14 protein-coding genes and 1 tRNA gene are annotated in these 18379 nt (G+C 70.0%); 10 read left to right on the top strand and 5 right to left on the bottom strand.

The genetic code is table 11. The features are described 5' to 3' along the window. Positions 1 to 54: 54 nt before the first annotated feature. Entirely contained in the window at positions 55 to 987 is a 933-nt protein-coding gene (locus AC31A1_RS16740) for a LysR family transcriptional regulator (protein ID WP_489654079.1), read from the top strand. A 133-nt stretch (positions 988 to 1120) separates the two neighbouring features. Here the strand turns inward: AC31A1_RS16740 and AC31A1_RS16735 are convergent, their stop codons facing one another. Then, positions 1121 to 2701: a FadD7 family fatty acid--CoA ligase gene (locus AC31A1_RS16735; RefSeq protein WP_489654078.1), complete on the bottom strand. Its 1581-nt coding sequence runs from the start codon at positions 2699 to 2701 to the stop codon at positions 1121 to 1123. A 254-nt stretch (positions 2702 to 2955) separates the two neighbouring features. Between AC31A1_RS16735 and oxc the strand changes: the two genes are divergently transcribed. Both oxc and frc read left to right on the top strand, forming a co-directional pair. Continuing rightward, complete coding sequence (gene oxc, locus AC31A1_RS16730; protein WP_489654077.1) at positions 2956 to 4707, top strand: oxalyl-CoA decarboxylase; 1752 nt, start codon at positions 2956 to 2958, stop codon at positions 4705 to 4707. A gap of 56 nt (positions 4708 to 4763) precedes the next feature. After that, positions 4764 to 6035, top strand: coding sequence for a formyl-CoA transferase (frc, locus tag AC31A1_RS16725; RefSeq protein ID WP_489654076.1), 1272 nt, complete (start codon positions 4764 to 4766; stop codon positions 6033 to 6035). A gap of 73 nt (positions 6036 to 6108) precedes the next feature. Here frc and AC31A1_RS16720 read toward each other — a convergent pair whose 3' ends face one another. Continuing rightward, positions 6109 to 6549, bottom strand: a complete 441-nt coding sequence (locus AC31A1_RS16720) for a PAS domain S-box protein (RefSeq protein ID WP_489654075.1) — start codon at positions 6547 to 6549, stop codon at positions 6109 to 6111. Positions 6550 to 6804: 255 nt separating this feature from the next. Here AC31A1_RS16720 and AC31A1_RS16715 point away from each other — a divergent pair. Further along, a tRNA-Leu gene (locus AC31A1_RS16715) sits at positions 6805 to 6889 on the top strand. Positions 6890 to 7148: 259 nt separating this feature from the next. On the opposite strand, the gene folE is transcribed toward AC31A1_RS16715, so the two are convergent. From folE to AC31A1_RS16700, 3 genes are all read right to left on the bottom strand, one after another. Further along, positions 7149 to 7619, bottom strand: coding sequence for a GTP cyclohydrolase I (gene folE, locus AC31A1_RS16710; protein WP_489654074.1), 471 nt, complete (start codon positions 7617 to 7619; stop codon positions 7149 to 7151). 140 nt (positions 7620 to 7759) lie between these two features. Further along, on the bottom strand, positions 7760 to 9103 hold the full coding sequence (locus AC31A1_RS16705) for an aminomethyl transferase family protein (RefSeq protein ID WP_489654073.1): 1344 nt from the start codon (positions 9101 to 9103) through the stop codon (positions 7760 to 7762). Positions 9104 to 9843: 740 nt separating this feature from the next. Beyond that, positions 9844 to 10776 carry a LacI family DNA-binding transcriptional regulator gene (locus AC31A1_RS16700; protein ID WP_489654072.1) on the bottom strand — a complete coding sequence of 311 codons (933 nt, stop codon included), beginning with the start codon at positions 10774 to 10776 and terminating at the stop codon, positions 9844 to 9846. A gap of 1036 nt (positions 10777 to 11812) precedes the next feature. On the opposite strand from AC31A1_RS16700, the gene folP reads away from it, so the two are divergent. From folP to AC31A1_RS16670, 6 genes are all read left to right on the top strand, one after another. Beyond that, positions 11813 to 12703 carry a dihydropteroate synthase gene (gene folP / locus AC31A1_RS16695; RefSeq protein WP_489654071.1) on the top strand — a complete coding sequence of 297 codons (891 nt, stop codon included), beginning with the start codon at positions 11813 to 11815 and terminating at the stop codon, positions 12701 to 12703. A gap of 112 nt (positions 12704 to 12815) precedes the next feature. After that, positions 12816 to 14159 (top strand): aminomethyl transferase family protein, encoded by a 1344-nt coding sequence (locus AC31A1_RS16690; RefSeq protein ID WP_489654070.1) that lies wholly within the window; start codon positions 12816 to 12818, stop codon positions 14157 to 14159. A gap of 181 nt (positions 14160 to 14340) precedes the next feature. Continuing rightward, a complete protein-coding gene (locus tag AC31A1_RS16685) occupies positions 14341 to 15213 on the top strand; it encodes a methylenetetrahydrofolate reductase (RefSeq protein ID WP_489654069.1) in 873 nt (290 codons plus the stop codon). After that, positions 15210 to 16118 carry a formyltetrahydrofolate deformylase gene (gene purU / locus AC31A1_RS16680; protein WP_489654068.1) on the top strand — a complete coding sequence of 303 codons (909 nt, stop codon included), beginning with the start codon at positions 15210 to 15212 and terminating at the stop codon, positions 16116 to 16118. The genes AC31A1_RS16685 and purU overlap by 4 nt, the downstream gene beginning before the upstream one ends. A 203-nt stretch (positions 16119 to 16321) precedes the next feature. Next, positions 16322 to 17185 (top strand): bifunctional 5,10-methylenetetrahydrofolate dehydrogenase/5,10-methenyltetrahydrofolate cyclohydrolase, encoded by an 864-nt coding sequence (locus tag AC31A1_RS16675; RefSeq protein WP_489654067.1) that lies wholly within the window; start codon positions 16322 to 16324, stop codon positions 17183 to 17185. Between the two features lie 85 nt (positions 17186 to 17270). After that, positions 17271 to 18338: a chorismate-binding protein gene (locus AC31A1_RS16670; RefSeq protein WP_489654066.1), complete on the top strand. Its 1068-nt coding sequence runs from the start codon at positions 17271 to 17273 to the stop codon at positions 18336 to 18338. The last annotated feature ends 41 nt before the right edge of the window (positions 18339 to 18379 follow it).

Below are 18379 nucleotides of genomic sequence, written 5' to 3'. Positions count from 1 at the left end.
CAGTCCTCGGGGCGGGGGCGATCCGGTGTGGCACCGGGTGGAAGGGAGTCGTTCATGCTGTTCCGGCAGCTCGAATACTTCGTGGCGGTGGCGAGGGAACGGCACTTCGCCCGGGCGGCGGAATCGTGCTACGTGTCCCAGCCCGCGCTGTCAGCGGCGATAGCCAAGCTGGAGCGAGAGCTGAACGTCACGCTCATCAACCGCGGGCACAACTACCAGGGCCTCACCCCCGAGGGCGAGCGGCTCGTCGTGTGGGCCAAGCGGATCCTCGCCGAGCAGGACGCGTTCAAGGCCGAGGTGGCCGCCGTGCAGTCGGGCATCACGGGGACGCTGCGACTGGGGACCGACCCCACGGCGTCGACGACCCTGGCGCTTCCCGTGGCCGCGTTCTGCGCGGCGCATCCACTGGCGAAGGTGCAGGTCCGTTCGCGGCTGTCGACGAAGGAACTCCACCGCCAGCTGCGCGACTTCGAGCTTGACGTGGCGATCGCCCACTTCGATCCGGGCGACCAGGAAGGCCTCCAGGTCGTCCCCCTGTACCAGGAGCGGTACATGCTGCTGGTGTCGGACGACCAGTTGACGTCGCAGGCCTCCACGATGACGTGGGCGGACGCGGCCCAGCTGCCGCTCGCGCTGCTGACGCCGGACATGCGGATCCGCCAGATCATCGACACCGTGTTCGCGGACAAGGGGTTCGTCGTGACCCCCCAGGTGGAGACGGACTCGATCGCCTCCCTCTACGCACACGTGGGCGGCGGCGGGTGGGCGAGCATCGTGCCGAACACCTGGCTGCGCGCGATGCCGGTGATCGGCCGGACGCGAGCGCTGCCCCTGGTCGACCCGGAGGCCGGCGCCCAGGTCTCGGTGGCGATCCACGCCGGGACCCCCGGCTCGGTCGCCGCCCGGGCGTTCGTCAACGCGGCCACCGGGCTGTCGCTGGACGACTTGTTCGACGGGCCGCTCCCGACCGAGCACCGCGTGCGTTAGCGCTCCGCTGGTTATGCGGTTCGTTTGCTGCGGGGCGGTGGGGGCTGGGCGCGCCCACGCGGCGGAGCCGCATATCGATACAGCCCCGCGCCCCTTCAGGGCGCTGCCATACCTGGCACTCAGACAGACACGCTCACGACCCGTACCGGGCCTGCACCGCCTTGCGGTCCAGGCCACCCTTCGCGGTGTGCGGCAGCGCGGCGACCAGTTCGAGCCGGTCGGGCACCGCGAACGCGGCCAGCCGGTCACGGCAGTACTGCAGGATCTCCTCGGCCCCGACGCTCTCGCCCTCGCGCACCACCACGGCGGCGCCGACCCGTTGCCCGTACGTCGCGTCGGGGACGGCGAACACCGCCGCCTCGGCGACTCCCGGGCATCCGGCGAGGATGTCCTCGACATGCTCGGGCGAGATCTTCTCCCCGCCGCGGTTGATGAGGTTCTTGATACGCCCGGTCAGGGACAGGAACCCGTCCTCGTCCAGTGCCCCCAGGTCGCCGGTGCGCAGCCAGCCGTCGACGAAGCTGTACGCCGTCGCGTCCCGGTCGGCGAGGTAGCCGCGGGCGACGGTGGGACCGTGCACCCACACCTCGCCCTCGACGCCCGCCGGACACGGACGCCCGTCGCGGTCGACGACGCGGACCTCGACGCCGGTCGCCCGGCCGACCGACCCGTGTTTCAGCGCACCCCGCTGCTCCAGCGGTTCACTGGTCGCCTGGTGGGTGGACTCGGTCATTCCGTAGGCGGACAGCAGCGGTGCGCCGAACGTCCGCTCCAGCGCCCGCTGCGTGGCGGTGTTGAGAGGCGCGCTGCAACTCCGTACGAACTTCAGTGACGGCACCTGCGGGCCCGGATACTCATGCTCGGACCGGTCCAGGAGGATCTCGTGGATGGTCGGGACCGCCGTGAACCAGGTGGCCGCGGCGGCACGCATGTCGTCCCAGAACGTGCCCGCCGAGAACCGGCCCCGCTCCGGCAGCAGGACGCAGCCCCCGCCGGCCAGGGTCGCCAGCAGCGCCGCGAACAGCCCGTGGCCGTGGAAGAACGGCATCACCGCGACCGTCGCGTCCTGGGGGCCCAACTCGTAGGTGGCGCAGATGTTCTGGACGGACGCGGCCACGTTGGCGTGGGTCAGCGGGACCATCTTCGCCCGGTCGGTGGTGCCGGCGGTGAACAGGACCAGGGCGTCCTGGCCCGTCAACTCGCACGCCGCACTCTCGACTTGGGGCATCGCGCACTCGCCGGGTTTGAGAACCACCGCCGCTGTGCCGGCGCGGGAGACGTCCACGCGCAGGGGCCAGGCCGGAACCGGCAGCGGGACCTCGGCCGCGGCCGGACCCAGGAGCACCGCCCGCGCACCCAACGCCCCCAGCCGCGTGGCGAGTTGGGACCCGGGCAGCACGGGGTCCAGTGGAGCGACCACGAGGCCGGCACGCGCCGCACCGAGGAGCGCGACCACGAACTCCGCCGAGTTGGCACAGATCAGGCCGACCGCATCCCCCGGGCGCAGCCCCGCGCGGCCGAGACGGGCCGCCACCTCGTCCGCAAGGGTGGCCAGAGCCCGGTAGGACAGGTGCACCCGGTCCCCGCCGACGACCAGGGCCCGGGCGTACGGGCGTTCCCGCACATGCCGGTCGACGAGATCGACGAGACCCGTGACAGCCGGAGGCCGGTATCGGTTCGCGTCGCGCACGGATGCCGCAGCCAGAGCCGCCATGACCCCACCTCCTCGCGCCAAGTCGGACGAAACCGTCCTCTGCGAGCCTGCGGTGGTGCACGGTGCGCGTCCAATACGTACTGCCGAACGGTCGATAGCAGCCGTCTATCAAGGGAGTTGCGACGCCCCCACCAGCCATCGATAGATGTTGTTTATCGGCTGGTCGCCGATCGGTCTTGGACGCGGACGAGCGCGCTGCGGATGGTGAGAGGAGTAGCCGCACGGCAGGACCTGCCCAAGGAGGACCTCGGACCATGACCGCCCCCTCGACACTGGAGACCGCGGCAGCAGCCGACGTTCCGACCGAGCTCACCGACGGGTACCACCTGGTCGTCGACGCGCTCAGGATGAACGACGTCGACACCATCTACGGGGTGGTCGGTATCCCGATCACCGACCTGGCCCGCCTCGCGCAGGCGCAGGGCATCCGCTACATCGGCTTCCGTCACGAGAGCAACGCCGGACACGCGGCGGCTGCCGCCGGCTACCTCACGAAGAAGCCGGGTGTGGCGCTGACGGTGTCCGCACCAGGCTTCCTCAACGGGCTTGTGGCGCTGGCGAACGCGACCACGAACTGCTTCCCGATGGTCCAGATCTCCGGCTCCAGCGAGCGCCACCTCGTCGACCTCAAACAGGGCGACTACGAGGAGATGGACCAACTCGCCGCCGCACAGCCGTTCGTGAAAGCCGCCTACCGGGTCAGCCGGGTGGAGGACATCGGCCGTGGCATCGCCCGCGCGCTGCGCACCGCGATCTCCGGGCGCCCCGGCGGTGTCTACCTCGACATCCCCGCCGCGGTGCTCGGTTCCATCCTGCCCGCCGAGGAGGGCGCCAGGACGCTGAGCCGGCTCGTCGACCCGGCGCCGCGTCAACTCCCCGCCTCCGAGGCCGTGGACCGCGCGATCGAACTCCTCGCGAGCGCCGAACGGCCGCTGGTGGTCCTCGGCAAGGGCGCCGCGTACGCCCAAGCGGACGCCAAGGTCCGGGAGTTCATCGAGTCCACCGGCATCCCGTACGTACCGATGTCGATGGCGAAGGGGCTGCTGCCCGACGACCACCCGCAGTCCGCGGCCACCGCCCGTTCGCTGGCGCTGAAGAAGGCCGACGTCGTGATGCTCGTCGGCGCCCGCCTCAACTGGCTGCTCAACCACGGCGAGGGACCGAGCTGGAACCCCGACGCCAAGTTCATCCAGGTGGACATCGAGCCCAAGGAGATGGACAGCAACCAGCCCATCGCCGCCCCGCTCGTCGGCGACATCGAGTCCGTACTGGACGCACTCGCCGAACGCACCAAGCCCGGCCAGATCGCGGCGCCCGCCGCCTGGCGCGAGGAACTGGGCACGCGGTCGGCGCAGAACGTCGCCAAGATGGCCGAGCGGCTCAAGGCCGACCCGCACCCCATGCAGTTCATGGGCGCCCTGAAGGCCGTACGCGATGTGCTGCATACACGCCCGGAGACGTACCTCGTCAACGAGGGCGCCAACGCGCTGGACATCGCGCGCAACGTCATCGACATGCACGTACCGCGCCACCGCCTCGACAGCGGCACCTGGGGCGTCATGGGAATCGGCATGGGATACGCGATCGCCGCCGCCGTCGAGAGCGGCGCACCGGTCGTGGCCGTCGAGGGCGACAGCGCCTTCGGGTTCAGCGGCATGGAGCTGGAGACGATCTGCCGCTACAAGCTCCCGGTCGTCACGATCATCATGAACAACGGCGGTGTCTACCGCGGTGACGACGTCAACCCGCAGGGCGACGCACCGTCCCCGACGACCCTGATGCTCGCCGCCCGCCACGACCTGATGATCGAGGCGTTCGGCGGCAAGGGCTATCGCGCGACCACGCCCGCCGAGGTCACCGCCGCCCTCACCGAGGCACTGGCCTCAGGCGGCCCCGCGCTCATCGACTGCGTGATCGACCCCTCGGCCGGCACCGAGAGCGGCCACATCGCGCACCTCAACCCAAAGGGCATCACCGTCGGCAACATCACGGCGGCGAAGAAGTAAGCACCTTCACCCTCAACTCCCTCCCCGCACGCGTTATTCACGAGAAGGAAGCCAACATGAGTGCTGCATCTTCGCAGGACGTGCCGCTCGCCGGAATCAAGGTGATCGACTTCACCGGGGTGCAGGCCGGTCCCGCATGCACCCAGATGCTCGCCTGGTTCGGAGCCGACGTCATCAAGGTCGAGCGCATCAACGGCGGCGACGTGACCCGGCAGCAACTGCGGGACATACCCGACCTCGACGCCCTCTACTTCACCATGCTCAACAGCAACAAGCGCTCGCTGGCCATCAACACCAAGACCCCCGAGGGCAAGGAGGTCATGGAGAAGCTGATCCGCGAGTCCGACATCCTCGTCGAGAACTTCGCGCCGGGCGCCATGGACCGCATGGGTCTGGGCTGGGACTACATCCACGAGCTGAACCCACGGCTGATCTTCGGCTCGGTCAAGGGCTTCAACGAAGAGTCGAAGTGGAACGACCTCAAGGTCTACGAGAACGTGGCCCAGGCCGCTGGCGGCGCCGCGTCCACCACCGGTTTCTGGGACGGCCCGCCCACCATCAGCGGCTCGGCCCTCGGCGACAGCAACACCGGTATGCACCTGATGATCGGCCTGCTGGCCGCGATCATCCAGCGCAACCAGACCGGGCTGGGCCAGAAGGTCTCGGTGTCCATGCAGGACGCCTGCCTCAACCTGACCCGGGTCAAGCTCCGTGACCAGCAGCGCCTGGACAAGGTCGGCTACCTGGAGGAGTACCCGCAGTACCCGCACGGCGAGTTCGGCGAAGCCGTGCCCCGCGGCGGCAACGCCGGCGGCGGCGGCCAGCCCGGCTGGATCCTGAAGTGCAAGGGCTGGGAGACCGACCCCAACGCCTACATCTACTTCACGGTCCAGGAGCAGAACTGGAAGCGCACCGCCGAGGCCATCGGCCACCCCGAGTGGATCGACGACCCGGAGTACACCACCGCCCGGGCCCGCCAGCCGCACATCATGGAGATCTTCGGCGAGATCGAGAAGTGGCTCGCGGACAAGACGAAGTACGAGGCGGTCGACATCCTGCGCGAATGGGAGGTGCCCTGCGCCCCCGTGCTCAGCATGAAGGAGCTCGCCGAGGACCCCGACATGCGCAGGAGCGGCACGATCGTCGAGGTCGAGCAGAAGGAGCGCGGCACGTACCTGACCGTTGGCAGCCCGATCAAGTTCTCCTCCTGGGCGCCCGACATCAAGGGCGCGCCGCTGCTCGGCGAGCACACCGACGAGGTGCTCGCCGACCTCGGCTACGACGCGGACGACATCCGCAAGCTGCACGACGGCCGGGTCGTCGCCTGACCCGAACCGTCACGACGGCGCCCCGCGCACGGTTCTCGTGCGCGGGGCGCCGGGCGTACGTGCCGCTTTCCGCTCAGACTGTCGTACGGTCCGCCGCGGCCTCGGCCCGCCGCCGCATCGACTCCCGCTCCCGCGCCCGTCGCGCGGTGACGTCCCGGATGACCGCTCCGACATGCGCGCCGCCGTCGGGAGCGGTCAACAGCACCACGCTGAACTCGATGGACAGCGTGCGGCCGTCCGCGGCCAGCGCGGGAACGCTCAGCAGGTCCGCGTCCCCGTACTTGGTGGCTCCTCGGTCCATGGCCGTCCGGAAACCGTCCCAATGACGCTTCCGGTGCTTCTCGGGAATGATGAGGTCCAGACTGCGACCTGCCACGTCCGCCGCCGAGAACCCGAAGATGCGCTCCGCGCCCCGGTTCCAGTACCGGATCAGTCCTTCGCCGTCGATGATCACTATGCCGTCGGGTGCCTGGGCCGCCATTCCCAGTACCACCTCGGAATCCAGATCCGCCATGTCGCCTCCGAGCCAGGGTCGTTGGTGACAACAGTATACAGAATACTGTTGTCACGCCTGTGTGGTTCGGGGCGATGGAATCCGACCTCTCCGTGCAGCCATGGGATCGCTGATGGTGACGCGTGCGTACCGGTGGCAGGTCCGCCGCGGCCGGCTCTCCCGGGGGCGGATATGCAGGTGAAAGGCGCTCCGAAAGCTTGGTATTGTTGTCCGTGTCGCCGCGGGGAACACCCCCGGCCAGGCGGCAGACACCTAGTCCGGGTGGCGGAATGGCAGACGCGCTAGCTTGAGGTGCTAGTGCCCTTTATCGGGCGTGGGGGTTCAAGTCCCCCCTCGGACACAATCACAATCTCTGAACACACGGATGATGTTGGCCGAGCTTCGGCCGGCATCGTCTTTTTTGATGGTCACATGTGAGGCGTAGCCCAAACTGTCGGTAGAGTTCCGCCCTCGCCGGGGCCGTACGGCACGCTCCCGCCGTCAGTCCGCCGCCCACTCGTAGGCTTCCTGGGCGGGATCCACCAGCAGGGCGCTTGAGGCGAATCCAGGTACGGCGGGCTGAGTTCGTGGCGGGCGCTCACTGGTCACGGGCGCTGTCGTCAACGAGCCAGGATGAGGCTCATCGCTTCGGCTCGCGTCGCGGACCTGCGCAGTTGGCCGCGTACGGCGGATGTCGTCGTCCGGGCCCCGGGCTCGCGGATGCCGCGGGCCGACATGCACATGTGCTCGGCCTCGACGACCACGATGGCGCCGCGTTCGTCCAGGATGCCCGTCAGGGCGTCGGCGATCTGTCCGGTGAGGCGTTGCTGGATCTGGAGTCGGCGTGCGTACACCTCCACCAGCCGTGCCGGCTCGGACAGTCCGGTGATCCGGCCGTTCGCGGCGGGGACGTACCCGACGTGGACCGTGAGTTCCTGGTACGCCTTCGCCGCGCGCACGGGGGTGTCGCGCAGTCCTTCTCGTTCGGGGCCTTCACCGACGGCGATCAGCAGCTCGCGCACGGCGTGCTCGGCTCGCTTGGTGTTGAACGCGGAGACCGGTTGTTCGGGGAGTGGATCCAGGTGCGTCATGGGTTTCCCGTCTCAGCGTCGGGGCGAGTGCTCGCGCAGGTGTGGGGAGGGGCGCTGGGGAAGTGCGGGCAGGGCACCGGGCGGGAGCCGCCTGCCTGGTGCCCCGCCGGGAGCGGGGGAGATGCCGTAGCCGGTCGTTGTCAGCGCTTGTGGCCGGCGAAGGGCCTGCGGGTGACGGTGGCGCGGATGGTGGTCTGGGCGTGGCGTTCGACAGTGGGGTTGGCGGAGCCGCCGTCGGGCTCGCCCCATATCAGTTCGACCTGCTGTCCGTACCGTACGTCGTCGTCGATCATGACGACGGAGATCCAGCCGCGGACGTTGGAGGTGTAGCTGCACAGCGTGGAGATGCCGACGAGCCGGCCGTTGCTCTCGACGCGGTCGAACTGGGAGGCGGCGTAGAAGGCGGCGGGCATCTCGATGTGCTTGAAGCGCCGGTCGCCCTGTTCGTACTGGGAGGCGAAGACCCGGGCGACGTCGTCGCGGTGCCAGGCCAGCCACGCCTTCCGGCGGTGCTTCTCGCTCTTCCGGCGCTCCAGGGCCTCGCGGCCGATGAAGTCGTGGTCGAACTTGAGGATGTGGCCGTAGCCGAGGTCCCAGGGGGTGACGTAGTAGTCCTCGACGCGGTCGGAGGCGAAGCTGCCGCCGAGGGAGAGGTTGGCCTCGAAGGTCCTGACGCCGAGCCATTCGCGGTAGGTCTTCATGCTCTCGCCCGAGTACACGGCGGGGACGGTGTTGGCGATCCAGCCGGACTCGGTGGCCACGGAGGCGTAGGCGCGGGCGCCGATCTGACGGACTCCGAAGGGTTCGCCGGCTTCCAGGACGGCGTCGCGGACGTCGTCGATGTGTTCGTAGGGGCCGAAGAACTCCAGCCCGGGGAAGCCCGACATGCGGTGGTTGAGGGCGGTGACCTCGTGCTTGCCGATGGTGAACGTGCCCATGCTGAAGAAGGGGATGTCGGGCATGGGGCCGCCGTTGACCTTCTCGAAGATCGCCGAGGCGTGCGGGCCCTGGAGCTGGAGCCGGAAGAACTCGCGGCCGTCCGGGTTCTGCGCGGTGCGTTCGTCGCGGCGCAGGGTGACGTCGTAGCCGCCGGTCTCGGCGTGGAACTGGACCCAGTTGAGGGCTGGCGGGCGGCCGACGAGGCGGACGTGGTTGTCGGCGAGGCAGAAGAGGATGCAGTCGCCGATCATGTGGCCGTCGTGGTTGACCGCGATGAACTGCTTGGCCTTCATCGGGCCGAAGCCCTGGAAGGTGTTGGCGCCGACGTCGGCCAACAGCCGGTAGCAGTCGGGTCCTTGGACGGTGAGGTCGGTCATGTGGTGGGACAGGTCCATCAGGGCCGCCGAGTTGCGCCAACTCTCCTGCTCGTCACGCCAGTTGGTGAACTCGGCTTTGATCGGGAACGGGTAGGCGCCGGAACGGCCGCTGCGCAGCAGGCCCAACGGGCCTCCGGCCGCCTGGAGTTGGTCTTCGAGGTGTGCCATCGGGTTCTCCATGTCGTCGCGGTGCGTAAGTGGGATGGCGGCAAGGGCGTGGCGCCGGCCGTTGTGGCGGCGGGGCGAAGCCGTTTGCGGTGCCTGGCGTCGTGAGTGACCCGGCTCGGTGGTGTCGCGGCTGATGGGTGCGGCACGTACGGGCGGGCGCGCCGAAGGAAGGGAAGCCTTCGTCGGCGGAGTGAACTGTACGGTACGGTACATCTCTGGTGCGCTCAAGGGACCGGGCGCGGAATTTCTGGAGGCGGATGGCCGACGGGGGGGGGCGGGCCGCAGGCCACGTTCCGGATCGTACGAGCTTCGGACCTGCGCTTTTCCAGGTCGACGCCGTTGGCCCGGCTGGGACGTTCCGGCGGCGCACGACCGGCCGAGGACTACAACTGATCGCGCCTTGGGAAGTGGCACTGGCGGCGATCAGCGGCGATCAGCGGCGATCAGCGGCGATCGGCAGCGATCACGGCGGACGCTCTCGGCGGTGAACGCGTGCACGTGAAGCCGAGCCTGGCCGCAGACCCGGAGGCGGTGCTCGCCTGTGCCGGCGAGAGCGCGTTGGTCCTCCGGCCGGTGTGTGTAGTCCACGACGCCGTTTCCGTGATCACCGCGGGTGAAGCGCGTACCTCCGGGGAGACGGTGTGCGGCGCACGGTCATGATGCGGAGCTCCGCCCTGCGACGGAGCCCGCAGTCACCACGACGGGACGGCGAAGCCGCAGCCGGGGAGTGGCACGCCCCGTCAGATCGACTCGCGGACGACGACTCGGGCGGGCGGGGGCTCCAGACCACTGGTGTCGAGCCCCAGGGCGAGCCGGGCGCTGAGTCGGCCGTGGGCCTCGCCGTCGACACTGATCGTGGTCAGCGTGGGGACGACATGTTCGCCATAGCCGTTGTCGTCGAAACCGATCACGGCTGTGTCGTCCGGTACCCGCCGGCCCAGGTCGCGCAGGGCGGTGAGGACGCGCAGGGCCACGTCGTCGTTGAAGCCGGCGATCGCGGTCACCTCGGGTGCGCCGGAGAGGAAGGCGTTGACGGCGTCGGCGCAGTTGGACCGGTCCTGGGGGGCGACGAAGGACACCGGAGTGGGGATGTCGAGGTTCTGCGCGGCATGCCCGGTGAAGCGGAGGCGGGCCGCGGCGAGCGGTGACTCGGTGTCCGGCAGCGCCACGGCGATACGGGTGTGGCCGTGGTCGACGAGGTGGCGGAGCTGGAGGGCGGTGTGGGCGGCGAGACCGTTGCGCCAGCCGCCTCCCAGGTCGTCGAGTGCGTGACCGGTGAGGTACGTCTCGCCGAAACGGATCACCGCGCGGGGGACGATGGCGTCGAGGATCTGCTGGGTGGACTGCGCGGTGTGGTGGCCGGGCCGGACCAGAAGGACATGGTCGTGGGCGGCCAACTCCGCGTCGAGCCCGTGGATGTAGCTGCGGGAGTACGCGCCTTCCATGCCCGCGTCGATGTTCAGGACGACGACCCGCGAGGTGCCTTCGCGCAGGGCTCGTGCCACGCCGTGGGGAACGTAGCCGAGAGTTCGGGCCGCCTCCTTCACCCGGTCGCGGGTGGCGGCCGAGATCGTCTGGTGGGGGTCGTCGTTGAGAACGAAACTGACGGTGGCGCGAGAGACACCGCTCGCCGCGGCCACGTCGTTCAGCGTGACTCTTCTGGACGTCCCCATCACCCCTGCTCCGACGTTGTCGTGCGCACCTGAGTCCCAGCGACACGGCGTTCACTCATTGTATGGAGGCCGACGGAAGCCGAGGCGCGGGCGGCTGCGGGACGCCGAGCGCACCGGTTCCGTCGGATCGCATTGCCTTGCTTCGTACGGCACCGAACCGCTGAACCGTACGGTACGGCGGGGTGGGGGTCAGGAGCCTGAAGCGGGCCCGTATCGGAAGTTCCGCGTCCCTCTGTACTCTCGCGTCGTCGCGCCGAGCCGTCTTGAAGAGGCCGAGCCGTCTTGAAGAGACGGGCGAGGGGCGGTACGCCGCGGCGCCATCGGAAGGCCGACCGTGGCTTCCTCGTCGGTCATCCTCGACGATCACCGCCGGCCGAAGGTCACTTGACGACCGGTTCGGCTTCCCGGGCGGGCTCCCATCGGTCGGCTGCCTCCCGGCTCACCGTCATGTCTCAAGGCGGGACGTCGACCCCATGACCTGCGTCTCGGTCCCGCCCGGGCGCCGGCCGCTGTCGGCTCCGACGACCTGGACAACGTGGCCGTGGCCCTCGCCGCCCACGGCGTCGCGCCGCACATCCGCGTGGTGATGCGCGTGGGGAGGACGACGCCGTCGCCGGGGCGCGCTCGCTGCTGCCCATGGGTGTGGTCTGTGGCATCACCGGTCCGGCCGCCGGTCATGCGGTCGCCCGGCTGCGCGCCGAGCCGGTCGGTGACCTGGTCGCCCGCCGCGACGAGATCCGGTTGCGGGACACGTCCGCCGTCCGGAGCCGCAGCGCTTTGGTCGGTCACGACCGCTGCGCCCACGTCGGGGGGCGGCGTCAGATGGCGGGCGACGAAATTGAACCGCCGAGGACTAGAACGATTTAGCAATCCGCTGTAACGTGTTCGCTATATCGATTTAGCTTTTCCAGCTCGCAGGGCGTACGGCCCGCAGGCGGAGGAGGTCGTTCGACCGATGATCGACATGCGATGCGCGTGCGCGCAACCACCCCCGAGAGGCCCGGCGGGGCTCCCGCGGCCCGGCCGATGTCTGGTGATGGGCATCCTGAACGTGACCCCCGACTCGTTCTCCGACGGTGGCCGGTACGCCGAGACCGGACGGGCCGTGGAACGAGGCCTGCGGCTCGCCGAGCAGGGTGCGGACCTGGTCGACGTGGGCGGCGAGTCCACCCGGCCGGGAGCCGAACCCGTCCCGGTGGAGGCGGAGTTGGCCCGTGTGGTGCCGGTGGTGCGGGAGCTGGTGCGTGCGGAGGTGGCCGTCAGTGTGGACACCATGCACGCGGCGGTCGCCCGCGCCGCGATCGAGGCCGGCGCGTGCATGGTCAACGACGTCAGCGGAGGGCTGGCGGATCCCGCCATGGCCGCCGTCGTCGCGGCGGCCGGGGTGCCGTACGTGGCGATGCACTGGCGTGCGCCCAGTCGTGAGATGGACCGTCACGCGGTCTATGGCGACGTCGTCGGCGACGTCACCTCCGAACTGCTGCGCCGCGTGGAGGCGCTCACCGCGGCCGGAATCGATCCGGGGCGCGTCATCCTCGATCCCGGACTCGGGTTCGCCAAGCGTGCCGCCCACGACTGGGAACTCCTCACGCGTCTGCCCGACCTGCGGGCCGCCGGTTTCCCCGTGCTGGTGGGGGCGTCCAGGAAGCGTTTCATCGGTGCCGCGCTGAGCGACCGGGCGGGGATCGACTCCGTGCCGGTCGACCGTGACGCGGCCACCGCGGCGGTGTCGGCGCTGGCTGCCGCGGCCGGCGCGTTCTGCGTGCGCGTGCACGACGTCCGCTCCAGCCTGCACGCGGTGTGCGTGGCCGCCGCCTGGGCGGGCGACCGTCAGGTCTCGGCGTCGGAGACCGTCGTGCGGAGCCGGTGCAGAAAGGCGCCGCACGAGTCTCGCCAAGCTCCAAACACGTCTGCTAACTTGCGCTAGATCGTTCTAGCGATCCCCCTTTCCCTTCCCGAAATGAGCCGGTCACAACGTGACGAGCCGCGTCACTAGATCGATCTAGTACTTCGGGGAGATAGCTTTGAGAGGAGCCGCAATGGCAATCCCCAGTCTTCAGGACGGCATCGACAAGGCCGGTTCGCCGATCGGTCTGCTGTGGCAGCCGAACGCCGAGCCGTGGACCCCCGAGGTGGTCGAGCGGGAGTACGTCGGCTGGCGCCAGGAGCAGGCGGCCTGGCACGAGGGCGTCGCACTGCTCAACCTCTCGCACCACATGTACGACCTGTGGATCGAGGGCCCCGACGCCACCCGTGTGCTGGCCGATTACGGCGCCAACAACTTCGAGAAGTTCGCGGTCGGCCAGGCCAAGCAGTACGTACCCGTCACCCGGGACGGCAAGATCGTCACCGACGGCATCCTCGCCCGGCGCGCCGAGAACACGTACCTCCTCAGCGGCGTCCCCGCCGCCCAGCACTGGGTGCGGTACCACGCGGAGAAGGGCGGCTACGACGTCGCCTTCGAGACCGACCCCTCCTCCGCCTTCCGCCCCGGCGGCGGTGACCCCAAGCTGTTCCGCTACCAGATCCAGGGTCCGCTGGCACTGGAGCTGATCGGGAAGGTCTTCGGCGGCCCGCTGCCGGAGACCAAGTTCTTCCACTCCACGCCCGTCACCCTGGACGGCCGCTCCTTCGGGGCGCTGCGCCACGGCATGGCCGGACAGGCCGGCTACGAGTTCATCGGTCCGTGGGAGCACGCGGCGTATGTGCACGAGGCGTTCCTCAGGGCCGGTGAGCCACTGGGCCTGGTCCAGGTCGGCGCGCTGGCGTACACCACCCCGAGCGTGGAGAGCGGCTGGATCCCCTCGCCGGTCCCGGGCATCTACGTCGACCCCGAACTCGCGGAATACCGCGCCTGGTTGCCCCTGTTCGGCATCGAGGGGAAGCGTCCCCTGAACGGCAGCTACTTCTCGGAGGACATCGCCGACTACTACGTCTCCCCGTACGAGCTGGGCTACGGCAAGCTGATCCACTTCGGGCACGACTTCCACGGCCGCGACGCCCTGCTCAAGGCGAAGGACGAGCCCCGCCGCACGAAGGTCACTCTGGTGTTCGACGCCGACGACGTGCGCCGGGTGGTCGGTGGGGGAGAGGACCCCGGCTTCGTCCTCACCTACGCCCGCCACCGGGTGGAGACCTCGGCAGGTCTGGTCGGTACGACCATGCAGACCGCGTCGATCGACCCGGTCGGCACGGTCCTGGCGCAGACGCTGATCGACTCCGCGCACGCCGAGCCCGGCACCGAGGTGACGGTGGTGTGGGGCGAGCACCCGGGGCTGGGTACCGACCCCGAGGCCGACCTCGGGTTCCCGCGCATCCGCGCCACGGTTCAGCCGAGCCCGTTCGACCGGCATGCGCGTACCGAGTATCGGCGTAACGGATAGCGCTTCGCGGAGTCGGCCTGTCGTCCGCGGGTCTGTGGCGGCTGGTCGCGCCCACGCGGCGGAGCCGCATATCGATACAGCCCCGCGCCCCTTTGGGGCGCGCTGGACATCGCCGGAGTTGGTGTCACGTCCGGCCGCCCACCGCCCTGCTTTCCCCCCTTCTCCATCGACAAGGAGCACGATGAACCCCCTCAGCACAGCCTCGGCGGCGGTGAGTACATCGCTGCTGGAGGACTTCTCCCTGGAGATGACAGGCAAGGACGTTCCGAAGCTGGAAGAGGCCCGGGACTCCATCCCGCAGGGCACCCGGATCAACGTCACCTTTCTCGGCAACGAGAACCTCGCCATGCGCCTGGAGGCGTCCCGGGCGGTGAAGCGGCTCGGCTTCGTGCCGGTACCGCACATCTCCGCCCGACGCCTCGGCTCGCAGGGCGAGTTCGAGGAGTTCCTCGCCGCCCTGCGGGCCGACGGCACCGGTGCCAACGTCTTCACCGTCGGTGGCGACCCCGCCCATCCCGAGGGCCCGTACGAGGACTCGCTCGCGCTCATCGAGACGGGACTGCTACGGGAGTACGGCGTCCGGCACGTCAGCATCAGCGGCTACCCCGAGGGCCACCCGGACATCGCCGGGGACGCGCTGTGGTCCGCGCTGCGGGAGAAGAGCGCGTCCATCGCCGGGCAGGAGCTCGACGGCAGCGTCATCACCCAGTTCGGCTTCGACGTGGATCCCGTCCTGGCCTGGCTGGAGAAGGTCCGTGCGGAAGGCATCACGCTTCCCGTCCGGATCGGCGTCCCCGGCCCGGCCGGCGTACGGCGTCTGATGTCCTACGCCGCCCGGTTCGGCGTCGGCACCAGCGCCTCCATCGCCAAGAAGTACGGCCTGTCCATCACCAACCTGATGGGCACCGCGGGCCCCGACAAGTTCCTGCGCGCGCTCGCCGACGGCCACGACCCGGCCCGCCACGGAGACATAAAGATCCATTTCTACACCTTCGGCGGCCTGCGGGCCACGTCCGAGTGGATCGCCCGGTTCAGGAAGGACAACTTCGTATGACCCTCACGCAGGCCGCGCCCACCGGCACCGCCAAGAAGACCGGGGGAGCGGGACACCAGGCGTCGCTGATCGTCCAGGGCGCCGACGCCACCGGCATCGTCGCGGCCGTGACCTCGGTCCTCGGCCGGCACGGCGCCAACATCGTCTCCCTCGACCAGTACTCCGACAACCCGCAGGGCGGCGCCTTCTTCCAGCGCACCGTCTTCGGACTGGACGGCCTGCGGGCCGAACTGCCCGGTCTGCGCGCCGACTTCGACAAGGAGCTGGTGAAGCCGTACGGCCTCAGCTACACGCTGCGCGACCTGTCCGTGCCGAAGCGGGTGGCGATCTTCGCCTCCAAGTCCGACCACTGCCTGCTCGACCTGCTCTGGCGTCACCGTCAGGGCCAACTCCCCGTCAGTATCGCCATGGTGATCTCCAATCACCCCGACACGGCCGAGGAGGTGCGGTCGTTCGGCATCCCCTTCTTCCACGTCCCGTCCATGGGAGCGGACAAGTCGGCCGCCGAGGCCGAGCATCTGCGGCTGCTCAAGGACAACGTCGACTTCGTCGTCCTCGCCCGCTACATGCAGATCCTCTCCGGCGACTTCATCGAGCGGGTCGGTGTGCCGATCATCAACATCCACCACTCGTTCCTGCCCGCCTTCATCGGCGCCGGTCCGTACGCGAAGGCCAAGGAGCGCGGTGTGAAGCTGGTGGGCGCGACCGCCCACTACGTCACCGAGGACCTCGACGAGGGCCCGATCATCGAGCAGGACGTGGTGCGGGTCAGCCACGCCCACACCGCCGGCGACCTCACCCGGCGCGGCGCCGACGTGGAACGCGCCGTCCTCTCCCGCGCGGTGCTGTGGCACGCCGAGGACCGCGTCATCCGCAACGGCAAGCACACCATCGTCTTCGCCTGAACCACGTGTCGGCCCAACACCCGTGCGGGGAACGGCGGTTGTGTCGCGCCCCGGGTCACCGGAGGCGGTGGACACGGCAGGCACCCCGTCCGACGCGCGGTCCCGGTGCCGTACGTCTGCGCCCGCGGTCGGCCCGCCGCGACCTCGGCAGGCGGTCCTCTTCACCGGGCGAAGTGCTCACCAGCAGAAAGCGGTTCGCCATCATGACAACCACCATCGACGGGGCCCGGATCGCCCGTGACATTCGGGCCCGGGTCGCCGAACGGGTCGCCGAGACCGCGGCCTGCGGGCGGGTTCCCGGTCTGGCGACGGTCCTGGTCGGCGACGACCCGGCCAGCGCCGTCTACGTCGCGGCCAAACGGCGTGCCATCCGCGAGGCCGGTATGCGCGACTTCCACCGGCACCTCTCCCGGCACGCCTCCGGGGACGAAGTCGCCGCGGTCATCGACGAGTTGGCGGCCGACCCGGAGGTCTCCGGCATCCTCCTCCAACTGCCCCTGCCCGCCCAACTCGACGCCGCGACCCTGATCGACCGGATCCCCGCCGCCAAGGACGTCGACGGTCTGACCACGGCCAGCGCCGGCCGACTGGCGCGCGGGGAACGGGGATTGCGCCCCTGCACCCCGAGCGGCGTCGTCGAACTCCTCGACGCCGAAGGCATCGAGCTCAGGGGCGCGTGCGTCGCCGTCGTCGGCTGGGGCGAACTCGTCGGCCGCCCCCTGGCCCAGTTGCTGCTGCGGCGCGGCGCCACCGTCACGGTCGCCCACGAGTTCACCGCCGACCTCGCCGCCGTCACCCGCCCCGCCGACATCGTCGTCGTCGCCACCGGCGTACGGGGGCTCATCGGCCCCGAACACGTCAAGCCCGGCGCCACCGTCATCGACGTCGGCATCCACCGCACCCCCGACGGCCTGACCGGCGACGTCCGCGCCGCCGAACTCGACGGCATCGCCAGCCGCATCACGCCCGTACCGGGTGGGGTCGGCCCGATGACCATCGCCATGCTGATGGTCAACACCCTCCGGGCGGCCGAGTGGAACGCCGTGCCCAAGACCGTGCCCGCATGAGCGAGTTGGGCACCTCATGCCCGGCGCCGTGCCGGGCGACGAGGGCTCGCACGGTCCGTCTCCGCGCTCGGGAAAGGTGCCGGACATGAGGGAACTCCCCCCGCTGGCCCGGCTCGGCGGCCGGGTGGCGACCGGACTGGCCGACGTCACGCATGACCCCGCCGCGCTCGACTCCGCGGGCTTCTGGACCGTCGTGGCCGACTTCGAAGGACGCCTGACCTGCGCCCGCTTCCGCGACGTACGGCCCGCCGCGCGACACCCGGCCCGAAATGCCCGTTGGAACGGTCCCACGCCCGGGCTGTGGACGACTTCGCTGGACCGCGATGCGTACACGGCGGGCGTACGGCGGATCCGCGGGCACATCGCACGCGGCGAGGTGTACCAGGCCAACCTCTGCCGCGTGCTGTCGGCGCCCGTCGCGGCCGACGCCGACATCGAGGCGCTGGCCGACCGGTTGGCCGCGCGCCACCGGGCGCCGTACGCCGGTCTGATCAGGCTGCCGGGCCCGGGGCTTGAGGTGGCCACAGCCTCCCCGGAGCTCTTCTTGCGTCGCGACGGGCGGGAGATCGAGTCGGGTCCCATCAAGGGCACCGGGCGTACCGAGGCGGATCTCCTGGAGAAGGACCACGCCGAGAACGTGATGATCGTCGACCTGGTCCGCAACGACCTCGGCCGGGTGTGCGCCACCGGCAGTGTCACCGTGCCGGAACTGTGCGCGGTGGAACGCCATCCCGGGCTCGTCCACCTGGTCTCCAAGGTGAGGGGCGAGCTGCGGGACGGAACAGGATGGCCCGAGCTGCTGGCCGCGACCTTCCCGCCGGGATCCGTCACGGGCGCTCCGAAGGAGAGCGCCCTCGGCATCATCGCCGCCCTGGAGACCGCACCGCGTGGGCCGTACTGCGGCGGCATCGGCTGGGTCGACGCCGATCGCGGTACCGGCGAACTGGCCGTGGGCATCCGCACGTTCTGGATCGACCGGGCCCGGGAGTGCCTCAACTTCGGTGCCGGAGCGGGCATCACCTGGGGCTCGGACCCTGAACGGGAGTGGCAGGAAACCGAGTTGAAGGCGAAGAGGCTGCTGACCATCGCGTCCAACGGTTCGCCCTGCGACGCGAAACCGCACCAACGGCTCGCCGCCCGCCCCGGCGCCTGAGATCCGGCCTGCTACGGCGCCTGAGCCCCCGGCCACCACGG

Source organism: Streptomyces sp. P5F9, from assembly GCF_057961495.1.
Note: the sequence above shows the minus strand (reverse complement) of the source record. Positions and strands in the feature narration are given on the sequence as shown.

Bases quoted from the DNA above. Each gene is read 5' to 3' on its own strand.
- AC31A1_RS16740 (WP_489654079.1), top strand. From the start codon at position 55: ATGCTGTTCCGGCAGCTCGAATACTTCGTGGCGGTGGCGAGGGAACGG.
- AC31A1_RS16735 (WP_489654078.1), bottom strand. From the start codon at position 2,701: ATGGCGGCTCTGGCTGCGGCATCCGTGCGCGACGCGAACCGATACCGG.
- oxc (WP_489654077.1), top strand. From the start codon at position 2,956: ATGACCGCCCCCTCGACACTGGAGACCGCGGCAGCAGCCGACGTTCCG.
- frc (WP_489654076.1), top strand. From the start codon at position 4,764: ATGAGTGCTGCATCTTCGCAGGACGTGCCGCTCGCCGGAATCAAGGTG.
- AC31A1_RS16720 (WP_489654075.1), bottom strand. From the start codon at position 6,549: ATGGCGGATCTGGATTCCGAGGTGGTACTGGGAATGGCGGCCCAGGCA.
- folE (WP_489654074.1), bottom strand. From the start codon at position 7,619: ATGACGCACCTGGATCCACTCCCCGAACAACCGGTCTCCGCGTTCAAC.
- AC31A1_RS16705 (WP_489654073.1), bottom strand. From the start codon at position 9,103: ATGGCACACCTCGAAGACCAACTCCAGGCGGCCGGAGGCCCGTTGGGC.
- AC31A1_RS16700 (WP_489654072.1), bottom strand. From the start codon at position 10,776: ATGGGGACGTCCAGAAGAGTCACGCTGAACGACGTGGCCGCGGCGAGC.
- folP (WP_489654071.1), top strand. From the start codon at position 11,813: ATGGGCATCCTGAACGTGACCCCCGACTCGTTCTCCGACGGTGGCCGG.
- AC31A1_RS16690 (WP_489654070.1), top strand. From the start codon at position 12,816: ATGGCAATCCCCAGTCTTCAGGACGGCATCGACAAGGCCGGTTCGCCG.
- AC31A1_RS16685 (WP_489654069.1), top strand. From the start codon at position 14,341: ATGAACCCCCTCAGCACAGCCTCGGCGGCGGTGAGTACATCGCTGCTG.
- purU (WP_489654068.1), top strand. From the start codon at position 15,210: ATGACCCTCACGCAGGCCGCGCCCACCGGCACCGCCAAGAAGACCGGG.
- AC31A1_RS16675 (WP_489654067.1), top strand. From the start codon at position 16,322: ATGACAACCACCATCGACGGGGCCCGGATCGCCCGTGACATTCGGGCC.
- AC31A1_RS16670 (WP_489654066.1), top strand. From the start codon at position 17,271: ATGAGGGAACTCCCCCCGCTGGCCCGGCTCGGCGGCCGGGTGGCGACC.